The organism is Kribbella sp. NPDC104740 (assembly GCF_055583505.1).
Map to the genome: position 1 here is coordinate 1,387,663 of NZ_JBVJNV010000002.1, position 21,009 is coordinate 1,408,671.

Genomic DNA, 21,009 nt, shown 5'->3' on the forward strand with positions numbered 1-21,009 from the left:
CACGTCGCCGCCGCACCGCGGCGCGTCACCGGAATGTGAAACTCCGCAACCTTGTCGCGACGCGACGCATCGGGGTGAGTGGGGCCCGTGCAGGTGCTGCCGGAGGGTGAGAGTCCGGCAGCACCGCCTCAAATCAGTGAGTAGTGAGGCGGGCTCTCGCGTCAGGCTTCAGCGGGGAGAGCAGCGTCGGGGCGGCGATCAGATTGTGAGTTGTGGGGTCCAGCAAGCGTGGATGCAGGGCGAACACCGTCGCGCCCGGCGGCGGGCTCAGGTCCTCGCCGGAGATCACCGCGACGAGGTCCGCGCGCTGCGCCGCGTCGGTGTCCCAGACGCGGTCGGGCTCGCGGCGCGTGGTCAGGCGCTGGGCGAAGGTCGTGGTGTCCTCGTCCGGCGTCCGCACGTAGCCGACGACCGAGCCGTCGGCGCAGCGGACGACGACCTCGTCGGTGCGGGCCGCGGCATGCCAGCAGGCGATCTCCCAGAGCGAGACGCGGTCGCCCGAGCCGTGGACCTCCTCGAGCGCGGCCGACATCAGCGCGAGCTGCCCGGCGTACTTCGCGATGCTGTGCCGGTACCCGGCGGCGCTCAGGTTGACGTCGTACCAGCGCAGCTCTTTGGTCTCCAGGTCGACACCGAACGGCATCAGGATCTTCGCCGGGCCGGTCAGGTCGAAGCGGTCCTCGACGGCCAGCGGGTCGAACAGGTCCGCCGGCCGCCGCATCACCCCGGCGAACCCGCGCTGCAACCGGTCGAACGGCACGTTGTTGTAGCTGAAGACGACCGGCAGCAGGTACCGCCCGCCGACTCGCCGTACGGCGACGAGATCGAGGTCGACGAACTCCGTCGCCCCGAGCGGACCGGGCGCCGACGTCAGATCGCCGGAGTGCACCAGCGCGTCCTGGTCGAAGCGCAGCCGGGTGTAGTCGCACAGCCCGACGAACCGCCACTCGGTGTCGAAGACCGCGACGGACAGGTCGAGATCGACGCGCTGTGTCGGCGGCTCCTGCCAGTGCAGGAACAGGCGCAACTGGTCGTCGAGCGGGACCGGCTGGGCACTACCCCGCGTCATCCGCAGCAACGTCGACGAGGTCGCGCGCTCGGAGCCGGGCGCGGCCAGCAGGCTCAGCTCCTCGTCGAGGAAGGCGCGTCGCAGCCGTGGCAAAGCACTTGCCCTGCGCAACAACTCGGCGACGATCAGGCCGGCCAGCGCGGCCGCGAGCGGCGCCGGGAGCGGGTCGCGTTCGTCGACCGTGGTCCAGACCTTCGTGGTGCCGCCGCGCGGGAAGAACAGGCGCAGATCGCCTGGTGGTGTGCGGATCTGGCCGAGCGCGGCGGTGAGGACGACGGGTGAGACGTCGGAGACCGCCGTACCGAGCGCTTCCACCAGTACGCCGTGCGCATCCGGCGGGAGGACGCGTGCCAGGTGGACGAGTCGACGCACCAGCTCGCCCGGTCGCTGACGCAGCAGGTCGAGCGCGGCGACCGGCCGGTTGTCGGCGAAGGCGCCCTCGAGGCGGCTGGCGAAGGTGTTCGTCTTCAGCCGCACACCGCCGCCGGGGGCAGGCTCCAGGCGCAGCCACGGGTGCCGCGCGGCTTCGGACAGTACGGCGGCGTGCGCCGAGGTCAGCGTCGTGCGGCGGATCAGCGCGAACGCGGTCGCGGCCGCCGGGTGGCGCTCGGCGTACTCGAAGGGGTGCAGGTTCTCGGCGATCCGCTTCCAGGCGCGCTCGTGGCGAAGCAAGTCCTCGACTAGGGCCTCCAGCGGGATGCGGTCGAGGCGGGCCAGGACAGTACGCCGTACGGCGCGCGGGAGCGAGCGGCGACGTACAGGAGCGCTGCGGAGACCGGGGTCGGCGTCCATCAGCGTGTAGAGGAGGCGCAGCACGTCGGTGGCGGTTTCGAGCTGGTCGACGACCGACGGGTGTCGCTGCATGAGCTGGGCGACGACGACCGCGCGGGTCTCGCGGACGGGGATCTCCGGTGGGAGCCAGCTCGGGTCGGCGTCGTGCAGCAGGACGGCGAGGTCACCGCGATCGACCACGGACAAGGGCGATCGGCGCGCGAGCAGGTCCGCAGCGGTTGTCTGCGCAGCGCTGGGCGGAGCCAGCCCCAGCAGGCGCAGCCGATCCCCGTCGACCGGCCCCGGCACCTCGTCGTACGACGGCTCCAGGAACGGGTCGTCCTGGTCGATCCGCCGCAAGCACAGCGGGCACGCGCTGAAGTCCGCGCCGTCCCAGCAAGCCCGGCAGACCAGATGCGCGCACGGCGACACCGGATGCACCTTGCCGGTCTCGCCGCACAGCACGCACGGCTGCTCCGGCTCCTGCAGCAGCCTGGCGAAGACCCGGTTCACGTAGAAGGTCTCCGTGTTGCCCGGCACGCTCTCCGGGAAGCCGCGGAACAGCGGGACGTGCTGAGCATCAGCACCCGACTCCTGGTCGAGCAGCGCGAGCAGGTCGCCGCCGAAACCGGTCAGGGCCAGCGGGTTGAGGCCGGCGGCGTACCGGTAGAGCGCGACCGACATCAGGAAGCCGCGCTGGATCAGGTCGGCCTGCAGCGCGCCGAGACCGGTCTGCGTGCTCAGCGGACGCTTCAGCCACTGCCAGGCGGAGCGGCGGACCGGTGGCGTCAGGCGGTCGCCGTCGACCAGGCGCCGGCGGCGCAGCAGCACCGCGGCGAGCGCGTCCGGCATCGAACCTCCTGGCAGGCGAAGGAGAGCAGCGCCAGGGGCGGAGAGCGGACGCGCTACTTGGCCTTGGAAAGGAGAAGGAAGCACGTCCAGGAGCCGCCCCTGGCCAGAAGAACGCTACCGGTAGCCACCGACAGTTTGCTGCGATCCGGGGAGAGACTCTCGAACCCGGGAGCTGAGCTCCAGTACCAGGGTCGGGGCCGCCCCGCCCAGACCCCGGTACCGAAGGACTCCAGGATAGAGGGCCCGGACAAGCGCATCGACACCCGGGCCAGGGATGTGGCACTGATTCGCCGTACTCAAACCCTTGATCCACGCCTAATGTCGGCAAGGTCACGCCGAAGGGATTCCCCTGTCGTCACAGCGGGCAGGTGTGGCAGCACTGATTGTGGTTAAGGTCTCTGCATGGTCGGTGGGGTGGGGGTGGAGCGTGCGCGCTGGCGGAACGTCTTCGGGCACACGGAGTTCCGGGCGCTGTTCCTGGCCGGGATCCTGTCCGTCGCCGGTGATCAGCTGGCTCGTGTTGCGCTGTCGGTGCTCGTCTACGAACGCACCGCGTCAGCCGGACTGACCGCTCTCACCTACGCGCTGACCTTCATCCCGGACTTGGTGTTCGGGCCGTTGCTGGCCGGATTCGCCGACCGCTACCCGCGTCGTCAGGTGATGATCGTCACAGACCTGGCGAGGGCTGTAGTCGTTGCAGCCATGGCGATCGAGGCTCTGCCGCTGTGGGCAGTCATCGTGCTGCTGCTCGGTCTGCAGGCGTTCGGCTCGCCCTTCAACGCAGCACGTGCCGCCACGTTGCCAGTGGTACTACCGGGCGACCACTACGTGCTGGGCAAGGCCGCCAACGACATGGTGGTCCAGTTCAGCCAGGTGCTCGGCTTCGGAACCGGTGGAGTCATCGTGGTCGCCGTCGGCGTCTCGGGTGGCCTACTGCTGGACTCCGGCACGTTCCTCCTGTCAGCACTGCTCATCGCCATCGGTGTCCGCAGCCGCCCGGCTCCTCCACAGGAGGGGCACAGCGAGCGAGCACGCGGCAGCTACTTCAGCGACCTGGCCGCCGGCCTGTCACTGGTCCTCCGTACGCCGAAGCTGCGCGCCCTGATCGCCCTGGCGACCATCGCCGGCTTCTACGTCACCGTCGAAGGCCTCGCAGTCCCGTACGCCGACGCCATCGGCCAGGGCAAGGAGGCGTCGGGCCTCCTGCTGGCCGCCAGCCCGGCCGGAGCCGTGCTGGGCATGTGGCTGATCACCCTCCTGCCGCCGGAGCGCAGGATGCGGCTGATCGGGCCGCTGGCGGCAGGGGCGTGCATCCCACTGATCCTGTGCGCGTTCGAGCCCGCACTGCTGCCCACTGTCGGGTTGTGGGCGCTGTCAGGGCTCGCGTCGGCGTACCACCTGCCCACGAGCGCCGCCTTCGTCCAGGCCGTACCGGACCACCAAAGGGGGCAGGCCTTCGGTGTGGCCAGTACCGCGCTGAAGGGCAGCCAAGGACTCGGCATCCTGCTCGCGGGAGCGCTCGCGGAGCCGTTCGGAGCGCCGCTGTCAGTCGCCGTGATGGGCACCGCGGGCACGCTGGCCGCGGTCGTGGCAGGCGCTGCCTGGGCGCGCGCCCGCCGCGCTGCGACCGAGCCCGGAGAATAACGGAGCGGTAAATCCCGAATACCGTTCCGGAATCACCGGGTTTGAATGTAAGAGGGCAGTAAAGATTTACCGACCGTCACCAGTCGTTGCTGGCCGTACGAACATTTCCGCAGAACCAGTCGTTGCTGCCGCCGGTGAACCAGTCGTTGCTCCCGCCGACGAACCAATCGTTGCTCTGACCAGCGAACCAGTCGTTGCTGCCACCGGTGAACCAGTCGTTGCTGTGGCCCGTGCCGCGCGTCGTCTTAGCCATGGTTCTCGACCCTTCCGAACAGTTGAATGAGGATTCCCCCGGGGGTGGGGGTGACCTGAAGTGAGCAACCCACTACGATGTTCGTAATACCGTTCAGGCTGAACAGTGTGAGGCTAATGATGATTCTGATCGGTCGGAGCGGTTGGGTGCCACCCCGGCAATGGAAACTGTGGTCGCTGCCGCCCTCGGCGCTCGGTTACGTGCTCGCGGTCGACGCGGTCGCGCTGGCCATCACTGTTCTGGCCGTGCGGTCGTCGGTGCTCGGCGGCCCGATCACCACCGCGGAGTGGACGGCGTTCGCCGTGCTCGCGGTCGCGTCCACGCTGCACCTGGAGTCCGCTCGCGGGATCGAGCGGCGCCGGGAGATGGCCGCCAACACCTCCCCGCACACGAACCTCAAGTGCCTCTGGTTCTTCGCCAGCCTGCTGCTGCTCCCGCTGTCGCTGGTGATCCCGCTGATCGTGCTGTCCTACGTGTACTCGTGGTTCCGGGTGTTCGGGCGCACGATCGCGCACCGCAAGATCTTCTCCAACTCCACCTGCATCCTGGCCAGCGCCGCTGCCGCTGCCGTACTGCGCAGCGGCGGTCTGCTGACCGAGCCGCGGGTGCCGACCGACTTCTGGTCGCTGCTGGTCGTCCTGGCCGCTGCTGCGACCTGGTGGCTGGTCAACTACGCGCTGGTCGTCGGAGCCATCCTGATTTCGTCGCCGGAGGCAACGGCCAAGGACGCGCTCGGCGAGCTCTCCCACCAGCTGGTGATCTGCGCCGGTCTCGGGCTGGGCATCGCGATCGCCGCGCTCCAGTCGTCGTACCCCTGGGTCGTGCCGGTGCTGATGGTGACCGTCCTGGCGCTGCACCGGGACCTGCTGCTCCCGCAGTACCAGCGGGCCGCAGGTGTCGACGTGAAGACCGGCCTGGCCACCCCGTCGTACTGGGCGAACGCCGTACCGGCCGAGCTCGCCCGGGCCGAGTCGCTGCGCAGCAGCGTCGGGCTGCTGATGCTGGACCTGGACAAGTTCAAGGAGATCAACGACACCTACGGACACCCGGCTGGTGACCGGGCGCTTCGTGCTGTCGGTGAGAGCGTCCGCGCTGAGGTCCGCCAGGGCGACCTGGTTGCCCGGGTCGGTGGCGACGAGCTGGCCGTGCTGCTGCCCGGCGCCTCCGAGGGCGAGGTGCTGGAGGTCGCCGAGCGGATCCGCGACCGGCTCAGCGCCCTCACCGTCTCGGTGGAGACGGCCGCCAACCGCACTGCGGTGATCAGCGGCGTCCCGGCCTCGTTCGGTGCCGCCGTGTACCCCGACGTCGCCGGCACCATGGACCAGCTCGTCCTGGCCGCCGACAACGCCCTGCTGACCGCCAAGCGCGGCGGCCGCAACCAGATCGTCTCGGCGCGGCCCGCTCCCCCGCTGGACCACCAGCCGCTCGACAACTGACGCACGCCTGTGGCGTGCAGGGCTCAGCACAGGTGTGGCCATCGGCGGGACCTCCCACCTGTCTGGTGCCCGCCTGAGCCCTGCAGCTAACCCGTCGTGGCCCAGTCGTAGTCGTCTCGGTACTGCTCGCGTGCCACGCGGTAGTCAGCTGACGCGGATCAGGGCCTTTCCGACGAGTTCGCGGCCGGTCATGGCGCGGTGGGCGGCGGCCAGCTCGGCCAGTGGGTAGACCCGGTCGACGACCGGGACCAGGTCTCCGGCGGCGGCCCGGCGGAGGACCTCATCGGGAGTGACGGTGGTCGTGGTGGTGTCGACGCGCAGGTCGAGGATGCCCTTGACGGTGATCCCCCGGCGCGCCGCGTCCGCTTCGTCGTACGCCGCGAAACCGCCGCTCGGGGCACCGTGCGCGGAGAACCAGCCGTGGTCGGCGGTGACCGTGAAGGCGGTCGCGCCGAGAGTGCCGCCGGCGCCTTCGAAGACGACGTCCGCGCCGGCGCCGTTGGTTGCCTCTAGCACCGATTTTTCCCAGCCTGGTTGGCTGTAGTCGATCACGACGTCCGCGTGGTGCGCCTTGACCAGGTCGAGCTTGGCCTGCCCGCGCGCAGCGGCGATGACGTGCGCGCCGGCTCGGTGCGCGAGTTGGACCAGCAAGATGCCCATTCCGCCCGCGGCCGCGGTGATCAGTACGTGCTTGCCGGTCAGGTCGGGGGCCAGTTCCTCGAGCATGAGAGCGGTGTAGCCGTCGCCGGAGACTGCGAGGGCGGTCTCCAGGGTGAGGTTGGCGGGGACCTCGTGGAGGCCGTCCGCCGCTGCGACGAGCTGCTCGGCGTGCGCGCCGAAGGATGCTGTCCGGCCGGTGACGGTCTTGCCGATCCAGTCGGCGCTGACGCCCTCGCCGACCGCGCGGACGACCCCGCCGAACGAGTTGCCGGGCACGTACGGCGGGGTGACGTCGAAGAAGCCGCCGTGCTGGCCGGCGCGGATCGCGGTCTCGACGAAGATCAGGTCGGTCAGGTGGACGTCGACGAGCACCTCGCCGGCGGCGGGGACGGGTCGGGGAAGGTCGTGGATCTGGATCACGTCGGCGTCGCCGAAGGCGGTCACGACGGCGGCTCGCATGGTGGCTGTCATGGGTTGCAGCCTGGTACCTGAACGATGGTTGAGGTCAAGTTGTCGGTGCGGCCGCGTACATTGCGGGGCGTGGTCGAGGTGGTCTTCCTTCCCGCCGACCCGCCGCGCGCGGGCCGGCTCGCGCTGTACGGCGACGGCGTGCGCGGGGACGAGCGCGGGGACGAGCGGATCGAGGTGGTGCAGCCGCGGGGTGAGCGGGTGCGGCGGGTGACGGTCGCCGCGAAGCTGCTGAGTGTGCGGGAAGCGATCGAGTATCTGAGTTCTGATGAGGTGAACACGAGCCTCAGCGGACGGGCCTGGGCCGCCGCTCTCTGGGCCGGCTTCGCCGTGATCGGCCGCGGGCGGATCGTCCCCGAGGCGACCCCAGCCGGCTTCGGCGCCTGGCGCGTCGCACCGCTCGACCCCACCGACCGCGGCTGGCTCAAGAACCTCGCCGCCGCGATGCCGGCGTACGGGCATGCTCTGCCGGTCCCCGGGTCGAAGCCGCTCCGGCTGGTCGCTCCCGACGACCTGGTGCGTGCCTTCTGGGACGCCCTGGCCGACACCCTCGTGCGCACCCCCGCAGCAGCGGTCGCCGTACGAGCTGGTGCGGCAGCGTTCGCCGACACCGAGCCGCGCGAGCTGACCGGCCCCACTGACTGGCTGAGCGAGACAGCGCTCGCTGAGGAGGCGGGCGCCCGCCTGGTGCTCCGCATCGAGCCACCCGACCACCTGGAGGACTTCCGCGCAGTGCTGCAGCTGCGCAGCGGAGTAGACCCGAGCCTGCTGGTCGACGTAGCCGACGTCTGGAGCGCACCTCCCGCCGTACTGGCCGCGCTGGGCGAGCGAGCCGAGACAGACCTGCTCCTGGCGCTCCGACGAGGCGCACGCGTCTGGCCGCCGCTGACAGCAGCGCTGGAGGATGCGGCGCCCTCCGACATCACCATCGACGACGACGCGCTCGACGACCTCGCCACCGACAGCACCGCACTGGACGGCGCAGGCATCGAGGTGCTCTGGCCGGCTGAGCTCTTCGCCGGAGAGCTCGCCGTACGAGGCGCAGTGGCAGCCACACCGACTCCGACAGCAGTCAGCGGCCCCGACTTCACGCTGCACGACCTCCTGGCGTTCAAGTGGCGCCCGACACTCGACGGCTCCGAGCTGACCGAGCAGGAGATCACCGCACTGGCCGAGGCGAAGCGGCCGATGATCCGGATGCGCGGCCGCTGGGTCCGCATCGACCAGGACCTCGTCCGCAAGCTCCGCCGGGGCACCTCCCGCAAGCTGACCGGTGCTGAGGCGCTGGCCGCCGCACTGACCGGCCGGGTCGAGGTGGACGGGGAGCTGGTCGAGTTCGAGCCCAGCGGCTCGCTGGAGACGATGGTTGACCGGCTGCGAACAGCTGAAGAGCCGCAGCCCTTCGCTGAACCACCAGGTCTCCGCGCGACCCTCCGCGACTACCAGCGGCGCGGTGTTGCCTGGATGACCCAGCTGGCTGAGCTGGGGCTCGGCGGCTGCCTCGCCGACGACATGGGCCTGGGCAAGACGATCCAGGTGATCGCCCTGCACCTCCACCTGTCCGGCCGTGGCCGCGGCCCGACGCTGGTGGTCTGCCCGTCGACACTGCTCGGCACGTGGGAGCGCGAGTTCGCCAAGTTCGCGCCCGACGTCGCCGTCCGCCGGTACCACGGCACCGCCCGCTCGCTGAGCGATCTCGGCGCCGACGAGGTCGTGCTCACGACGTACGGCGTGGTGCGCCAGGACCACCGCGTGCTCGGTGAGATCGGCTGGGGCCTGGTCGTCGCCGACGAGGCGCAGCACGCGAAGAACCCGTTCTCCCGGACCGCGCGCACCCTCAGAACGTTGCCCGGAGCAACCAGAATCGCCCTGACCGGTACGCCGGTCGAGAACCGGTTGTCCGAGCTGTGGTCGATCCTCGACTGGGCCGCGCCGGGGCTGCTGGGCACGCTGGAGCGGTTCCGGCACAGCCTCGCCGTACCGGTCGAGCGGTACCACGACGAGGAGGCGACCGCCCGGCTCGCCCGCGTGACCCGGCCGTTCCTGCTGCGGCGGCGCAAGTCCGACCCGGGCATCGCGCCGGAGCTGCCACCAAAGACCGAGCGCGACGTCGTCGTACCGCTGACGACCGAGCAGGCGACGCTGTACCAGGCTGTTGCGAAGGAGACGCTCGCCAGGATCGAGCAGGCGCAGGGGATCGAGCGGCGCGGGCTGGTGCTGAGCCTGCTGACGCAGCTCAAGCAGGTGTGCAACCACCCGGCGCAGTTCCTGCACGAGCCCGGTCCGCTTCCCCGGCGCTCCGGCAAGCTCGCGGCGCTGGACGAGCTGCTCGACGTCATCCTGGCCGAGGGCGAGTCGGTGCTGATCTTCAGCCAGTACGTCGAGATGGGCCGGCTGATCGAGGCGCACCTGGCGTCACGGCAGATCGGTTCGCTGTTCCTGCACGGCGGCATCGGGGTCCGGCGGCGCGAGCAGATGGTCGAGCAGTTCCAGTCCGGTGAGCAGCAGGTCTTCCTGCTGTCGCTGAAGGCCGGTGGCGTCGGGCTGACGCTGACCAAGGCCACGCACGTCGTGCACTACGACCGCTGGTGGAACCCGGCGGTCGAGGACCAGGCCACCGACCGCGCGTACCGGATCGGCCAGGACCAGCCAGTGCAGGTGCATCGGCTGGTCACGGAGAACACGCTGGAGGACCGGATCGCCACAGTCATCGCCGCCAAGCGCGACCTGGCCAACGCGGTGGTCGGCTCCGGCGAGGCCTGGCTCAGTGAGCTGTCCGACACCGAGCTGACGGAGCTGGTCGAGCTGACGACGGCTCCGGTGCCTGCTGGTGCTGCCAGCGTCCACAACCCTTCTGCTGTAGGGAAGAAGCCGTGAGTACGCCGTGGCAGGGGTGGCGGCGCTCTGGCGACAACGCCGGGCTGCCGGCAGCCAAGGGGCCGGGTGCCCGCAGGCCGTTCGGTACGACGTGGTGGGGCAAGGCCTGGGTGGAGGCGCTGGAGCACCGGGCCCGGCTGGACCCGGGGCGATTGGCGCGCGGCCGGTCGTACGCGCGGCGTGGCAGCGTGCTGGAGCTGGTGGTCGAGCCCGGCGCCGTACGGGCGGAGGTGCAGGGCAGCCGCGTCACGCCGTACGGGGTGACTGTGGAGATCAACGCGTTCACCGACGCCGAGTGGAACGCGGTGCTGGACGTGGTGTCGGCGCAGATCGGGCGGGTGGCGGCGCTGCTCGACGGTGAGCTGCCGCCGGAGCTGCTGGACGACGTACAGGCTGCTGGGCTGGAGCTGCTGCCGGGTGCTGGTGAGGTGCGGACGGCGTGCAACTGTCCGGACTTCGCTGTGCCTTGCAAGCACTCGGCAGCGGTCTGCTACCTGATTGCGGATGCGCTGGACGACGACCCGTTCGCGTTGCTGCTGCTGCGAGGGCGGCGGCGGGATGAGCTGTTGGAGGCGCTGCGGGCTCGGCGGAAGAGCAGTGCTGCTCCGACAACTGCCGTCAAGGTGAAGCCGAGCGGCGTACTGGCTCGGCAGGCGTTTGCTGCGACAGCTGCTGCTGTGCCGACGCCGCGGCGGCCTGGTGGGCAGGCCGGCGTACCGGCTGCTGTGCTGGCGCTGGGGCCGCCTCGGTCGTCAGGTGTTGAGGCGGCTGACCTGGTGACGCTGGCGACGGACGCTGCGCGGCGCGGGTAGGAGCTGGCTGTTGGAGATGGGGACGGCGGGTTGTCGCTGAGTTTTGAGCAGGACTTGGCTCGGCGGGCGGCAGAGGTGCTCGGCCGGGCGGCGCTCGCTGACCTGGCGCATCGCGCCGGGATGTCGTCGCGGAAGCTGACGAGCTGGGCGGTTGCCTGGCGTGAGGGCGGAGCCGGTGGGCTCGCGGTGGCTGCCGAGGCGTTCACACCGGAGCCGGGAGCGCTGGCTGAGGGCGAGGCCGCGCTGGCGGCTGCGGAGGCCGACAGTGGTCGGCTGGCGGGCGCTAGCCGCGGGCCTGCTTGGGCCGACGCGCCCCGGGTCGACAGGAACCGGGTGACCTCAGGGCGGCGGCAGCTGCGGCTCGGGCGGGACGGGCTGTGGTACCTGTTCGCCGAGCACTTCGGCGACTGGACGCTGACCGGTCCCCCGGCGGCGGACCCGCGGTCGCTCAGCGACGCCGGAGACCGGTGAGCTCCTCCAGGACGGGGATCAGGCGGTCGGCGATCGCGGCGTGACCGGCGACCGACGGGTGCAGGCCGTCGGTGCAGTCGGCCTCGGTGATCCAGCCGGTGGTCGAGACGTAGTGCACGGCCGCGTCGTCGAGCGACTTCACGCCGGTCTCGATCTCGGCGGCGTACTTGCCGCTGAAGGGGCTCAGGGCAACGATCGTGCTGGTCGGGTACGCCGTCCGGACGACGCGGACGTAGTCGGCGTACTGGTCGGGGGTGAGCGTGTCGTCGTTGACGCCGAGGTTGAGCACGACCAGGTCCGGGGCGGCGATCCGGAGCGCGCGGGAGCCGGCGAAGTTCCAGCCGAACGACTCCGGACCGGCCGGGACACCGCCGTTGCCGGGCTTGACGACGCCTTGGCGCCCGAAGCCGACCTGGTACGCCGTCGCGCCGAACGCGCGGGCGGTCAGGTACGCGAACGCGCGTGTCCCGTCGGCGCCGGCCGACTCCGGGTCCTCGCTCAGCGCGCGGACGCCCTGCGTGATCGAGTCGCCGTAGAACTCGAACCGCGGACCGCCCGGCTGCGCACCGAGCCGCAGCGTCGACCGGTCGTTCAGGACCAGACCGGCGAAGCTCACCGCGCACGCGAACGGCGGCTCCCAGCGGTTCACGAACTCGTTGACGTCCTTCACCACGAGCTCGACCGTGTGCCGGCCGTCCTCGACGTCCAGCTGCAGCACCGGCTCCTCGATCAGGTGCAGGACCGGCTCGTTGTCGTCCACGGTCACCCACAGGTGCGGCGCGACCTCGAGGCCGTCGGTGTCGAACAGCACCTGCAGCCCGGTCCCGCTGAAGCCGAACGCCATCCGCGACCCGGTGTTCACGGTCACGGCCAGGCCCGGCTGGTGACCCCACTGGCCCTCCAGCAGGATCCGCGGATCCCCCGGCGCGACGACTTCACCCGGTACGAACGGCACGGCGACTCTCCCTGTTCGGCGACGACCGGGCCAATTCTCCCCGGGGCGTGGCTTCGGTGGGCGGGCGGGTTGTCCACAAGATGCCGGTCAGTCGGTTTTCGGTCTGGTGCCCCCGGTCGCTAGAGTCCGTTGTCTGGTCGCCGAACAGGGGCGGAGACCTACGGGAGGAGGTGCGATGGACGCCACTTTGCTGGACGCCGAGGCGGAAGCCGCGGTGCTGCGGGTGTACCGGCAGGTGTTCGCCGTGCTCGCCCGCGAGGCCGGCGCGATGATCGTCGACCCGGAGCTGCTCGACGTCGACCAGGCGATCCTGGACGCGTTCGCCGAGGCCGGCAGCGACGGGATGACCGTCGAGCAGGCGACCCAGGCCTGCCGCGCGTTCCCGCACGACCTGGTCGTCCGCCGCTTCGAGGTGCTGCGCCAGTACGGCGCCATCACCAAGCTCGTCGACCGGCCCAACGAGCTGCGCCACCGCGCGGCGTTCGCGCCGTACGTGATGCTGATGTTCCTGCGCCGGATGTCGGTCCAGGGCGGCCAGGGCGAGCTGCACCAGCTGCTCACGCTCGAGGCGCACAGCGTCAGCGACCCGCGCGCCACGCAGGACGAGGGCCAGGCGTCGATCCTGCGGCTGACGAAGGTCTTCCGCCTGCTCGGGAACGAGCTGGCCATCCTGGTCTCGACCAGTACGACGGCGCAGCTGCGCGAGAACGCGCAGCTCGCCTGGGGGAACGAGCGGCTGATCGAGCAGGCCGAGAAGGTGCACCGGACCGTCCTCGAGCGCTGGCCGTCGCTGCACCGCGACTGCACCCAGCTGCGGATGGCGCTGGCGGCGTACGCCGACGCTGTGCAGCTCGCTGCCGGGCGGCTGGTCGAGCGGGCCGGGACGACGCGGGCGCTGGGGTTGCTGCCGATCGAGACGTGGCTGTCGTTCACGCGGGGTAGCGAGACGGAGGTGTTGGCCGGCGTACTGGATGGGCTGCTGTTCGACGCCGCCGCGCCGGACTTCTCGCCGGAGACGATGCTCGAGGCGGTCGAGACGGGTCGGCGTACGGGGTCGGCGCGGATGGCTCCGCCGCGGCCTTCGGGGGAGACCGAGGCGCCTGAGTCGGCGGCCGCGACGGACCGGGAGGATCTGCGCGCGGAGGCCGAGCGGGTGCTGGCCGGGCGGTCGAGCGTGGACATCGTTGCCGTGGTCGACGACGCCGGGGACTGGGTGACCGCGCGGCGCGTGCTCGCGGAGCTGACCGCGGCGCACCTGCATGACGAGCTGGACTACGAGCTGGTGTGGTCGGACGGGATGCGGATCGATCCGTCGGCCGGGACGCCGTGGGCGACCGAGGGCGTGTTCCGGCGGGTGGTCCGATGACGTCGGAGGTCGTGGAGAACGGGCGGGTATACAACGCGCTGTGGTGGGCGAAGGTGCAGTCGGGTGGCGCTCTGAAGGTCGATGTGGACACGCCTGCGGTCGCCGGTCTGGCGCGTGCTGTCGAGCCTGACGGCTCCGGTGTTTGGGTCCTGCCGATGCTTCCTGAAGGCGCTGGTCACCGCGTGCTGGAAGAGCTCGGCGCTCCGCCGGTCGCGGTGGAGATGCCGAACGAGACGGCGCGGGTGCTGTCGATCTGCGTCGCCTGCTGCTGGGCCGAGCGCGATGCATCGGCGTGGCCTGGTGTCGTTGGGACGTTGACTCAGATCAAGGCTGTGTACGCCGGGATGCGTGGTCGGCCTGAGCAGTCGAGCGACCTGACGCTGATCATCGGGAGCCTGCGCCGGTTGGCCGCGACGCAGTGGATCCTGTGGGACGAGAAGAACGGCGAGGTCCGGCTCGGGCCGCGGACGATCACGTGGGGGGTGAGCGACCTGGCGACGCTGCGAGAGATCTGCCGGGTGCTGCCGGACCCGCCGGCCGCCGTACTGGTTGAGCGGAGGCCGGAGACACCGGCGGATCCGCTGCCGTCGGAAGACGAGGCTTCAACTCCAGACAACAATTCGTCTGAGCCCTCCTCCCCGGAGGACTCCGTTGACTGACCAGCACGCCCTCTTCGACCCGATCCTGCGCGACCTCAGCGACCGCTCCCGCGACGAGGTCCTGGCCGCCTTCAGCGCAGTGCAGTACGCCGCCAACCCGGTCGCCGAAGTCCAGCTCCCCGGCCTTCGCGACGTCACCCTCCGCCGCCAGGTCCAGAAGATGCTGACCCTGATCGGCCGAGTCCTGGTGAAGGTCGACGGCACCCACTGGACCTCCGGCTACGCCGACGACGTCGCCGAAACCCTCACCGCCCAAGGCTGGCAACCACTTTCAGCGGTCGACCGCGCCGTACTGGTCCTCGTCTTGGTCCACTCGGTGGCGATCCCCCGCAGCGAAGGCATCCTCACCGGCGACAGCTGGAAATCAGCCCGCCCCACCACCGTCGACGAGCTCCGAACCACGAAGATCAGCGGCGAAGAACGCCGCCTGGCTCTCCAGAGACTCCGCGCCGCCGGCCTGATCCAACTCTCCGGCGACCACTCCGGCGGCCCGAGCTACATCCCCGGCCCCCAACTCCAACGACTCACCCCGGCCGCCCGCCGCCGCCTCCAGGACCAGCTGATCCTCGCGGCCGCCCCAGCCAGCCCGATCGCGGAAGCCATCCGAGCCCGCAAAGGCATCACCGAAGACGAGGCACCGGCATGACCCCACCCCAGCCCGAGCAGCCGAAGGAATCCCCGAAGGCAGCCGCGCCGCCCGCGTCGTCCAAGCGCTCGAAGAAGGCAACACCAAGCACCGCGTCGGCGAACACGTCGGACGCAGCACCCGCCGCCGCGGACACCGCGGCCACGGACACGCCTGCCTCGGCGACGACCCTGTCCGCGACAGTCACCCTCCAGGAAACCGCGGCCACGGACACACCTACCTCCGCGACCACCCCGGACGCAGCGACCGCGGAGACCTCTGTCTCCGCGCCCCCAGAGCCCAGCGCTCCCATCAACTCCAGCACCCCCGCCGAGTCCAGCACCGACGCGAGCCCCAAGCCCACCCGCGCGAAGCCGAAGGCGACCAAGTCCACCGCCGCCACCACTCCCGCGGACGCGACAGACTCCGACACCCCCGCCGCAGACGCCCCCGGCGACCCCAAACCCAAACCCCGCCGCACCCCCGACTCCCCCGCCGACGGCGCCTTCGACATCCTCGGCTCGAAGGTCCTCCTCGGTGTACAGGTCGTCGACCTCTCCCGCCTCTCCACCCACCCGATCCCGATGGTCGGCCAAGGCCTCGTCACTGTCGCCGGCCAAGGCCCGGTCGACTCCAACGGCGCCGGCAAGTCCTCCTGGATCGCCGCCCTCTCCCTCCTCCACGCCGACGACCAGTGGCGCCTCACCAGCGGCGCCCCCGGCGCCGCCGAGCTCCTCTTCACTGCCGAGGCAGCCGGCCAGGAAGGCAACTGGTCGAACGTCGACCGCGGCTACATCGTCGGCGTCTTCTCCGACCCCGACCTGACCGACCTCGCCGAGATCGAAGCGGCCGCGATCACCGTCTGGATCCGCATCAACCGCAAGGCGTCGTACCTCGATCTCCGCTGGAAGAACGGCCTGCACGTCCCGTACGGCGCGACCGAGTCCGAGCGCGCCGCCGGCGCGGACGCCCTCTGGGCCGCCCTCCCGCACTCCAACGGCCGCACCGACTACCACGCGAACAAGCTCTCCCAGGTCCTGTACGGCGGCCAGGTCCGCTGTGTCTCGTTCCTGTCGACGTCGGTCCGCTCCAGCCCGACCGCGAACCTCCTCGCCGAGCCCCTGAACGAGCTAGGTCCCGCCCGCATCTTCAACGCGATCGCCACGCTCACCGGCCTCGACCACGAGCTGGAGCAGGAGCAGGCGCACCGCTCCGCCGAACACACCCAGCGCGAGGCGACGAAGCAGGCGGCCGCTGACCTGCAGCGCTGGGAGCAGGAGATGGCCACCGTCGAGGCGGGCATCCTGCAGCGAGCAGCAGCCCGCTCAGCGCTGGCAGCAGCCAAGGAGTCCTGGCTGGCGCGCTGCGCCCGGCACCTGGTCGACGGCGACGCCCGCAACACCGAGATCCTGCAGGAGCTGGCCACGCTCGACGAGCGCGTCGCCGAGCAGGAGGCACGCCGCGAGGCGGTCGACAGCGAGATCGACGCGTTCGGCAGCGAGGAGAACCTCCTCCGCGACGTGCAGCTGACCCGCCAGGAGCGCGACAAGCTCGACGCCCGCGACCGCGAGCTAGACCTCGCGCAGCGCTCTGTCCGCGAACAGCTGGAGCGCCTCGGCCAGGAGCACCGCCGCCTGGTCGACGCCGGTCGCTCCGCCGACGGCCGTGAGCTGGACGTCGCGCTGACCGAGCAGGACGAGGCGCGCGCCGTACTGGAGGAGCACATCGGCCGCGACCACGCGGCCCGGCTCACGGTCGACCAAGCAACCGCCGACCTCCGCGAGGCCGAGAGCGGCCAGACCGTCTCGGCCCCTCAGCAGCAGGTACTGGAGAACGCCGGCATCGCCTGCGGCGCCCTCACCGACATCACCGAGCTCCCCACCGCGGCCCGCGCCGAGTGGGAGCCGCGCCTCGCGCCGTACAGCGAAGCCGTCGTCGTCAACGCAGACGACGCCACCCTCGCCGCCACAGCCCTGGCCGACGCCGGCTATCCAGGCTTCCTCCTCATCCTCGCCAACCGCCCCGGCGACAGCGCCCCGACCGCGTCCGCCCCGGACACCGACGCGTCTGCCGCCTCGGCCTCCGCCGCAGCGGCCAAGGCCCGCAAGTCCGGATCCAGCACGCGCGAACCAGGCGGCCCCACCTCCGCCGACTCGCGCTTCTCCCTCGACACCTTCTTCGCCACGCTCGCCGAGCGCGCCTCGAAGGAGTTCATCGACGACCCCGCCGGAGTCCTCTCCGTCGGCCAGCACGACGAGCCGATCACCGGCCGCACCGCCCGCATCGAGGCGGCCCGCCGCCGCCTGGAGTCGGCCGTCGAGGCCCGCACCGACGCCGCGGCCGCCCTCGAGCAGGCCCGCTCCCGCGTCCAGCAGGCCGAACGCCGTACGGCGGCCGCCCGCGCACTCGGTACCGCCTCCGACCTGCAGGAGCAGATGCTCGCCCTGCGCGAGGAGAACGACCGCCACGAGTCCGACCGCGACCTGCTAGCTCCCCAGCTCCAGGCCGCGAAGGAGTCCGCCGAGGCAGCCGCCGGCCAGCAACTGGTCCGCGACGAGCGCCTGAAGAACCTCGAAGCGACCCGCCGCGAGCACGATCGCCTCCTCGACGAACTCGGCGGCCGCCGCCTGGTCCTCCTCGAGGAGCAGACCGGCCTCGACCTCGTCTCCCGTACGACGGCCTGGGGCGGCACCGCCGACGAGGCGTCCGAGTTCCTCCTCGCCCTCCCCGCCGATACCCAGCGCCGTACGACGGCCGACTGGAACCACCAGACCTCAACGCAGCTCGACGACGTCATCCGCCGCTGCTTCCCGAACGCACGCTCCCGGGAGGAGATCCCGTCCGAGCTGTGGGAGATCCTCAACGGCGCCGACGGCTGGTCGACCGGCACCCTCGGTACGCGCGTAGGCCTGGTCCCCGCGCTGCAGCGCACGCTCGCGAGCCACCTCGCCCAGCACGAGACTTTCGACAGCCTCCAGCAACAACAAATCGCCAGCCAGCGCGCCGAACGCAACGCCGCCCTGGAACGCGCCCGCGAGGGCCTCGGCGAGGCCGAAAGCACCGCCCGCGCCCACCGCGCGTCCCTGGCCGACGGCATCAAGTCCCGCCTGCGCCTCGTCTCGAACGAGTTCGACCGCCTCGACCAGGCGTACGGCGGCTACGGCGCCAAGCTCGAGTTCCCCGAGCCCGACCCGCCGTCCGAGCCCGACAAGCCCTGGCGCTGGACCGTCACCCCCAAGTGGCGCCGCTCCGAGGGTGGCCCGTTCTCCGCCTTCAACGTCAAGGGCAACACCGCCCAAATGGACGAAAAGGCCGTCAAGCTCGTCTGCGCCGCCGCCCTGGCCGGCGGCAGCGACCGCCCCCTACTCCTCATCCTCGACGAACTGGGCCGCAACCTGGGCTCCCAGCACCGCCGCGAGGCCGTAGCCCTCTTCGAACAAATCGGCCGAGACCGCAACATCACCGTCATCGGCGCCCTCCAGGACGACATGGAACGCTACGCCCTGGCCTCCTCCCGCCTGTACGTAAAACTCCGCCGAAGCTCCGACACCATGCCCTACAACCAGTCCCCCGTCGTCAAAGGCAACGAAGACTACGCAGCCCGAGTAGAACTCCTCCGAACCTGGCTCGACTCCTACCGAGGCCCCGCCCCCGCCCTCGACCTGCCGACCCCCACCCTCGACACCCAGTAACCAACCACAGGCGCGTCCACCAACTGCCCACCAAGGCCACCCACCCAAGCCCCCTCCCCCAAGGGCCACGTTCGTGGGCGCCCACCACACCCCAAGCCCACCCAGGCCTCCGCTCACCCCAAGCCCACCGGGGCCTCCGCTCACTTCAAGGGCACCCACCCGGGCGCCCAGCACATCCCAAGCCCGCTTCCGCGAGCCCTCCGCCGAGCGCCACCCCCGCCAAGCCAAGACACGCCTCTGCCGTGCCACGCCCCGGCCAGCCTCACCTCCACCGGCCCGACTCTCCGCAGGCCTCACCACCGCCACGCCACGCGCCGGTTCGCCCACCTGTACAGAGCCACGCCCGCGTGACCCCCACGTGCACCGGACCACACCTGCGTGACCCCCACCTGTATCGAGCCACGCCTCAGCCAACCCACCTCCGCCGGGCCGAGCCCCCGCAGGCCCACCTCGGCCGAGCAATGCCTCGGCCAGCCCCCACCTCCCCCGTCTCTCCCTCTCCTCCCGGCCGCAGCGACCTCACCCCAGGCAACCTCACCGGCCGCACCCCCACCTCCCCAGCCCAACTGCCTCCACCACTCCCAGCGCAGCGCCAAGCCCCACGCACCCTCCAAGCCCCGCCCTCCGCCGAGCCAGTAACGCCGTCCCCAGCGCCCGTCTCTCCTTCTCCTCCCGGCCGCAGCGCCCTCACCCCGAACAACCTCACCGGCCGCATCCCACCTCCCTAGCCCAGCGCCTCCACCATCCAGGGCACCGCACTAACCCCACGCCCACCCCGCACCCCGAGGCCCGCCTCCGGCTCCGGCTCCGCCGAGCCCCATCACCACCGTCCCCACCTCTCCGTCCCCCTTCTACTCCCGGCCGCAGCAACCTCACCCCAGGCAACCCCACCGGCCGCATCCCCACCTCCCCAGCCCACGCTGGCCCGAGAGCCTGTCGGATCCGGCCGTCGACCGAGACCCGGCTGCGGCTGCGGCTGCGGCTGCGGCTGCGGCTGCGGCTGCGGCTGCGGCTGCGGCTGCGAAACAACGTCCCACGGCTCCCCTCCGACCCACCTCACCCACCCGACCAAGGCGCCCCCACCACCACCCGATTCCACCGCGATCCTCCGAAAACCCACCCCGATGGTCTGGACCGATCCCCCGATCCGGCAAACTAGACCCGTGACGCGTCTGCCGAACGGGGTTCTCCCCCGCTCCCACCGCTCACATCTGGCCAACCCGTCATCACGCGGCGTACCGTCCGTGGGGCAACTCCAGCCGGTAACCGATCGGAGGGCGTGAATGGCAACCTGGCTTCTGCGCGCCCAGTGGTCGCACCGCGACGAGTCCGTCGAGCAGCGCGCTCTCCGCGTCGGCCGAACACTCACCGCAGTCGCCGTGGCCTTCCCTGACGTCCACGCCTGGACTCAGGACGAGCGCTGGGGCTACCACGTGCTGGAAGCCGACGGCACCACTCCCCTCGAGGAGATGGTCGAGGCCACCACGAAGGTCCTCTCGAACGGTTCCAGCACCACCAGACTCCACCTGCAGAGCACCGGCGACCTCCCGTGGCTCTTCGATCTCTCCATGGGCAGCACCCTGACCACCGCGTCGGACCAGCTGACCCTTCACTGGAGCGACGAAGAAGCTCTCATCCAGTCAGAGCGCTTCGCTCAGGTGCTCCGTGCGGTAGTCACCATCTGGGAGCCGGAGTGGGCGAGCATCGCCGACACCGAGCTCGCGACCTCCGCCGGCCTGTTCCGCCGCGGAATCCCCACGATGGGCTGGCTGACCTACGTCCGCGGCATGGTCGCCGGCGCCCACGGCATCGACATCGACCTGACCCCGTTCGAACGCGGCACTCTTCTCCAGGCCCCGGTAGCCCCGATCGACCTCTCCCCGGTGCACATCTGCGCCGCGGCCGCCCTCGTGGGCATCACCCCCGAAGACCTCTGAACGCACGAAAGCGGCCGGCCTGTAGGCCGACCGCTCAATCGATCTGCTGACGAAAAGTCCTGGGGAAATGTTAAGGGCCACCCCGGTGTGGGGTGGCCCTTAACAGTGTGAATGTCCGGCGACGTCCTACTCTCCCACGACCTCCCGGTCGCAGTACCATCGGCGCTGAAGGGCTTAACTTCCAGGTTCGGAATGGAGACTGGGTGTTTCCCCGACGCTATGGTCACCGTAACTCTATAGAAATATCAACCAACCACACACACAACCACAATCGATCTGGTTGGGGGTTGACCGTATTCCGGGAACCGTACAGTGAACGCGAACATCGTTACGCAGCAATAAGGTCTCTATGTATGACCACCCGAGGGTGGTGTTGAGACAAGCCCTCGGCCTATTAGTACCAGTCAGCTCCACACCTTACGGCGCTTCCACCTCTGGCCTATCAACCCAGTGGTCTACTGG

The 21,009-nt window shown here is 70.8% G+C and carries 14 protein-coding genes and 2 rRNA genes; 10 read left to right on the forward strand and 6 right to left on the reverse strand.

All coding sequences use genetic code 11. The features are described 5' to 3' along the window. Positions 1–133 precede the first annotated feature (133 nt). Positions 134–2,692 (reverse strand): MXAN_6230/SCO0854 family RING domain-containing protein, encoded by a 2,559-nt coding sequence (locus tag ACZ6Z4_RS16015; RefSeq protein ID WP_465563692.1) that lies wholly within the window; start codon positions 2,690–2,692, stop codon positions 134–136. Positions 2,693–3,094: 402 nt separating this feature from the next. Here ACZ6Z4_RS16015 and ACZ6Z4_RS16020 point away from each other — a divergent pair, with 402 nt between their 5' ends. After that, positions 3,095–4,336, forward strand: coding sequence for an MFS transporter (locus tag ACZ6Z4_RS16020; protein WP_465563695.1), 1,242 nt, complete (start codon positions 3,095–3,097; stop codon positions 4,334–4,336). Positions 4,337–4,412: 76 nt separating this feature from the next. Here ACZ6Z4_RS16020 and ACZ6Z4_RS16025 read toward each other — a convergent pair whose 3' ends face one another. Further along, positions 4,413–4,589, reverse strand: coding sequence for a DEAD/DEAH box helicase (locus ACZ6Z4_RS16025; protein ID WP_363668150.1), 177 nt, complete (start codon positions 4,587–4,589; stop codon positions 4,413–4,415). 146 nt (positions 4,590–4,735) lie between these two features. On the opposite strand from ACZ6Z4_RS16025, the gene ACZ6Z4_RS16030 reads away from it, so the two are divergent. Further along, on the forward strand, positions 4,736–6,025 hold the full coding sequence (locus tag ACZ6Z4_RS16030; protein WP_465563699.1) for a GGDEF domain-containing protein: 1,290 nt from the start codon (positions 4,736–4,738) through the stop codon (positions 6,023–6,025). 144 nt (positions 6,026–6,169) lie between these two features. Here the strand turns inward: ACZ6Z4_RS16030 and ACZ6Z4_RS16035 are convergent, their stop codons facing one another. Continuing rightward, the gene (locus tag ACZ6Z4_RS16035; protein ID WP_465563704.1) at positions 6,170–7,156 is read right to left on the reverse strand and encodes a zinc-binding dehydrogenase; all 987 of its coding nucleotides are present in this window, start codon (positions 7,154–7,156) and stop codon (positions 6,170–6,172) included. A gap of 69 nt (positions 7,157–7,225) precedes the next feature. Between ACZ6Z4_RS16035 and ACZ6Z4_RS16040 the strand changes: the two genes are divergently transcribed. From ACZ6Z4_RS16040 to ACZ6Z4_RS16050, 3 genes are read left to right on the forward strand one after another with little or no spacing between them, the layout of a single operon-like run. Next, entirely contained in the window at positions 7,226–10,030 is a 2,805-nt protein-coding gene (locus ACZ6Z4_RS16040; protein WP_465563707.1) for a DEAD/DEAH box helicase, read from the forward strand. After that, positions 10,027–10,842 (forward strand): SWIM zinc finger family protein, encoded by an 816-nt coding sequence (locus tag ACZ6Z4_RS16045; RefSeq protein ID WP_465563710.1) that lies wholly within the window; start codon positions 10,027–10,029, stop codon positions 10,840–10,842. The genes ACZ6Z4_RS16040 and ACZ6Z4_RS16045 overlap by 4 nt, the downstream gene beginning before the upstream one ends. A gap of 30 nt (positions 10,843–10,872) precedes the next feature. Then, positions 10,873–11,313, forward strand: a complete 441-nt coding sequence (locus ACZ6Z4_RS16050) for a hypothetical protein (protein ID WP_465563713.1) — start codon at positions 10,873–10,875, stop codon at positions 11,311–11,313. Here ACZ6Z4_RS16050 and ACZ6Z4_RS16055 read toward each other — a convergent pair. Continuing rightward, complete coding sequence (locus ACZ6Z4_RS16055) at positions 11,291–12,268, reverse strand: GDSL-type esterase/lipase family protein (RefSeq protein WP_465563717.1); 978 nt, start codon at positions 12,266–12,268, stop codon at positions 11,291–11,293. The genes ACZ6Z4_RS16050 and ACZ6Z4_RS16055 overlap by 23 nt on opposite strands. Positions 12,269–12,443: 175 nt before the next feature. On the opposite strand from ACZ6Z4_RS16055, the gene ACZ6Z4_RS16060 reads away from it, so the two are divergent. The 5 genes from ACZ6Z4_RS16060 (at position 12,444) to ACZ6Z4_RS16080 (ending at position 20,547) form a co-directional block, all read left to right on the forward strand. Further along, positions 12,444–13,634: a hypothetical protein gene (locus tag ACZ6Z4_RS16060; protein WP_465563719.1), complete on the forward strand. Its 1,191-nt coding sequence runs from the start codon at positions 12,444–12,446 to the stop codon at positions 13,632–13,634. Beyond that, a complete protein-coding gene (locus ACZ6Z4_RS16065; protein WP_465563724.1) occupies positions 13,631–14,293 on the forward strand; it encodes a hypothetical protein in 663 nt (220 codons plus the stop codon). Before ACZ6Z4_RS16060 ends, ACZ6Z4_RS16065 begins: the two co-directional genes overlap by 4 nt. After that, positions 14,286–14,939: a hypothetical protein gene (locus ACZ6Z4_RS16070; RefSeq protein ID WP_465563727.1), complete on the forward strand. Its 654-nt coding sequence runs from the start codon at positions 14,286–14,288 to the stop codon at positions 14,937–14,939. The genes ACZ6Z4_RS16065 and ACZ6Z4_RS16070 overlap by 8 nt, the downstream gene beginning before the upstream one ends. Continuing rightward, positions 14,936–18,610: a coiled-coil domain-containing protein gene (locus ACZ6Z4_RS16075; protein ID WP_465563731.1), complete on the forward strand. Its 3,675-nt coding sequence runs from the start codon at positions 14,936–14,938 to the stop codon at positions 18,608–18,610. The genes ACZ6Z4_RS16070 and ACZ6Z4_RS16075 overlap by 4 nt, the downstream gene beginning before the upstream one ends. Before the next feature lie 1,283 nt (positions 18,611–19,893). Then, on the forward strand, positions 19,894–20,547 hold the full coding sequence (locus ACZ6Z4_RS16080; RefSeq protein WP_465563737.1) for a hypothetical protein: 654 nt from the start codon (positions 19,894–19,896) through the stop codon (positions 20,545–20,547). Between the two features lie 113 nt (positions 20,548–20,660). Here ACZ6Z4_RS16080 and rrf read toward each other — a convergent pair. Then, positions 20,661–20,778 (reverse strand): 5S ribosomal RNA (gene rrf / locus ACZ6Z4_RS16085). Positions 20,779–20,921: 143 nt separating this feature from the next. Then, positions 20,922–21,009, reverse strand: a 23S ribosomal RNA gene (locus tag ACZ6Z4_RS16090); the annotation flags it as partial.

What these genes read in the sequence shown, in the direction of transcription:
- ACZ6Z4_RS16035 (WP_465563704.1), bottom strand. Translation starts at nt 7,156, where the DNA reads ATGACAGCCACCATGCGAGCCGCCGTCGTGACCGCCTTCGGCGACGCC.
- ACZ6Z4_RS16025 (WP_363668150.1), bottom strand. Translation starts at nt 4,589, where the DNA reads ATGGCTAAGACGACGCGCGGCACGGGCCACAGCAACGACTGGTTCACC.
- ACZ6Z4_RS16065 (WP_465563724.1), top strand. Translation starts at nt 13,631, where the DNA reads ATGACGTCGGAGGTCGTGGAGAACGGGCGGGTATACAACGCGCTGTGG.
- ACZ6Z4_RS16020 (WP_465563695.1), top strand. Translation starts at nt 3,095, where the DNA reads ATGGTCGGTGGGGTGGGGGTGGAGCGTGCGCGCTGGCGGAACGTCTTC.
- ACZ6Z4_RS16075 (WP_465563731.1), top strand. Translation starts at nt 14,936, where the DNA reads ATGACCCCACCCCAGCCCGAGCAGCCGAAGGAATCCCCGAAGGCAGCC.
- ACZ6Z4_RS16080 (WP_465563737.1), top strand. Translation starts at nt 19,894, where the DNA reads ATGGCAACCTGGCTTCTGCGCGCCCAGTGGTCGCACCGCGACGAGTCC.
- ACZ6Z4_RS16015 (WP_465563692.1), bottom strand. Translation starts at nt 2,692, where the DNA reads ATGCCGGACGCGCTCGCCGCGGTGCTGCTGCGCCGCCGGCGCCTGGTC.
- ACZ6Z4_RS16060 (WP_465563719.1), top strand. Translation starts at nt 12,444, where the DNA reads ATGGACGCCACTTTGCTGGACGCCGAGGCGGAAGCCGCGGTGCTGCGG.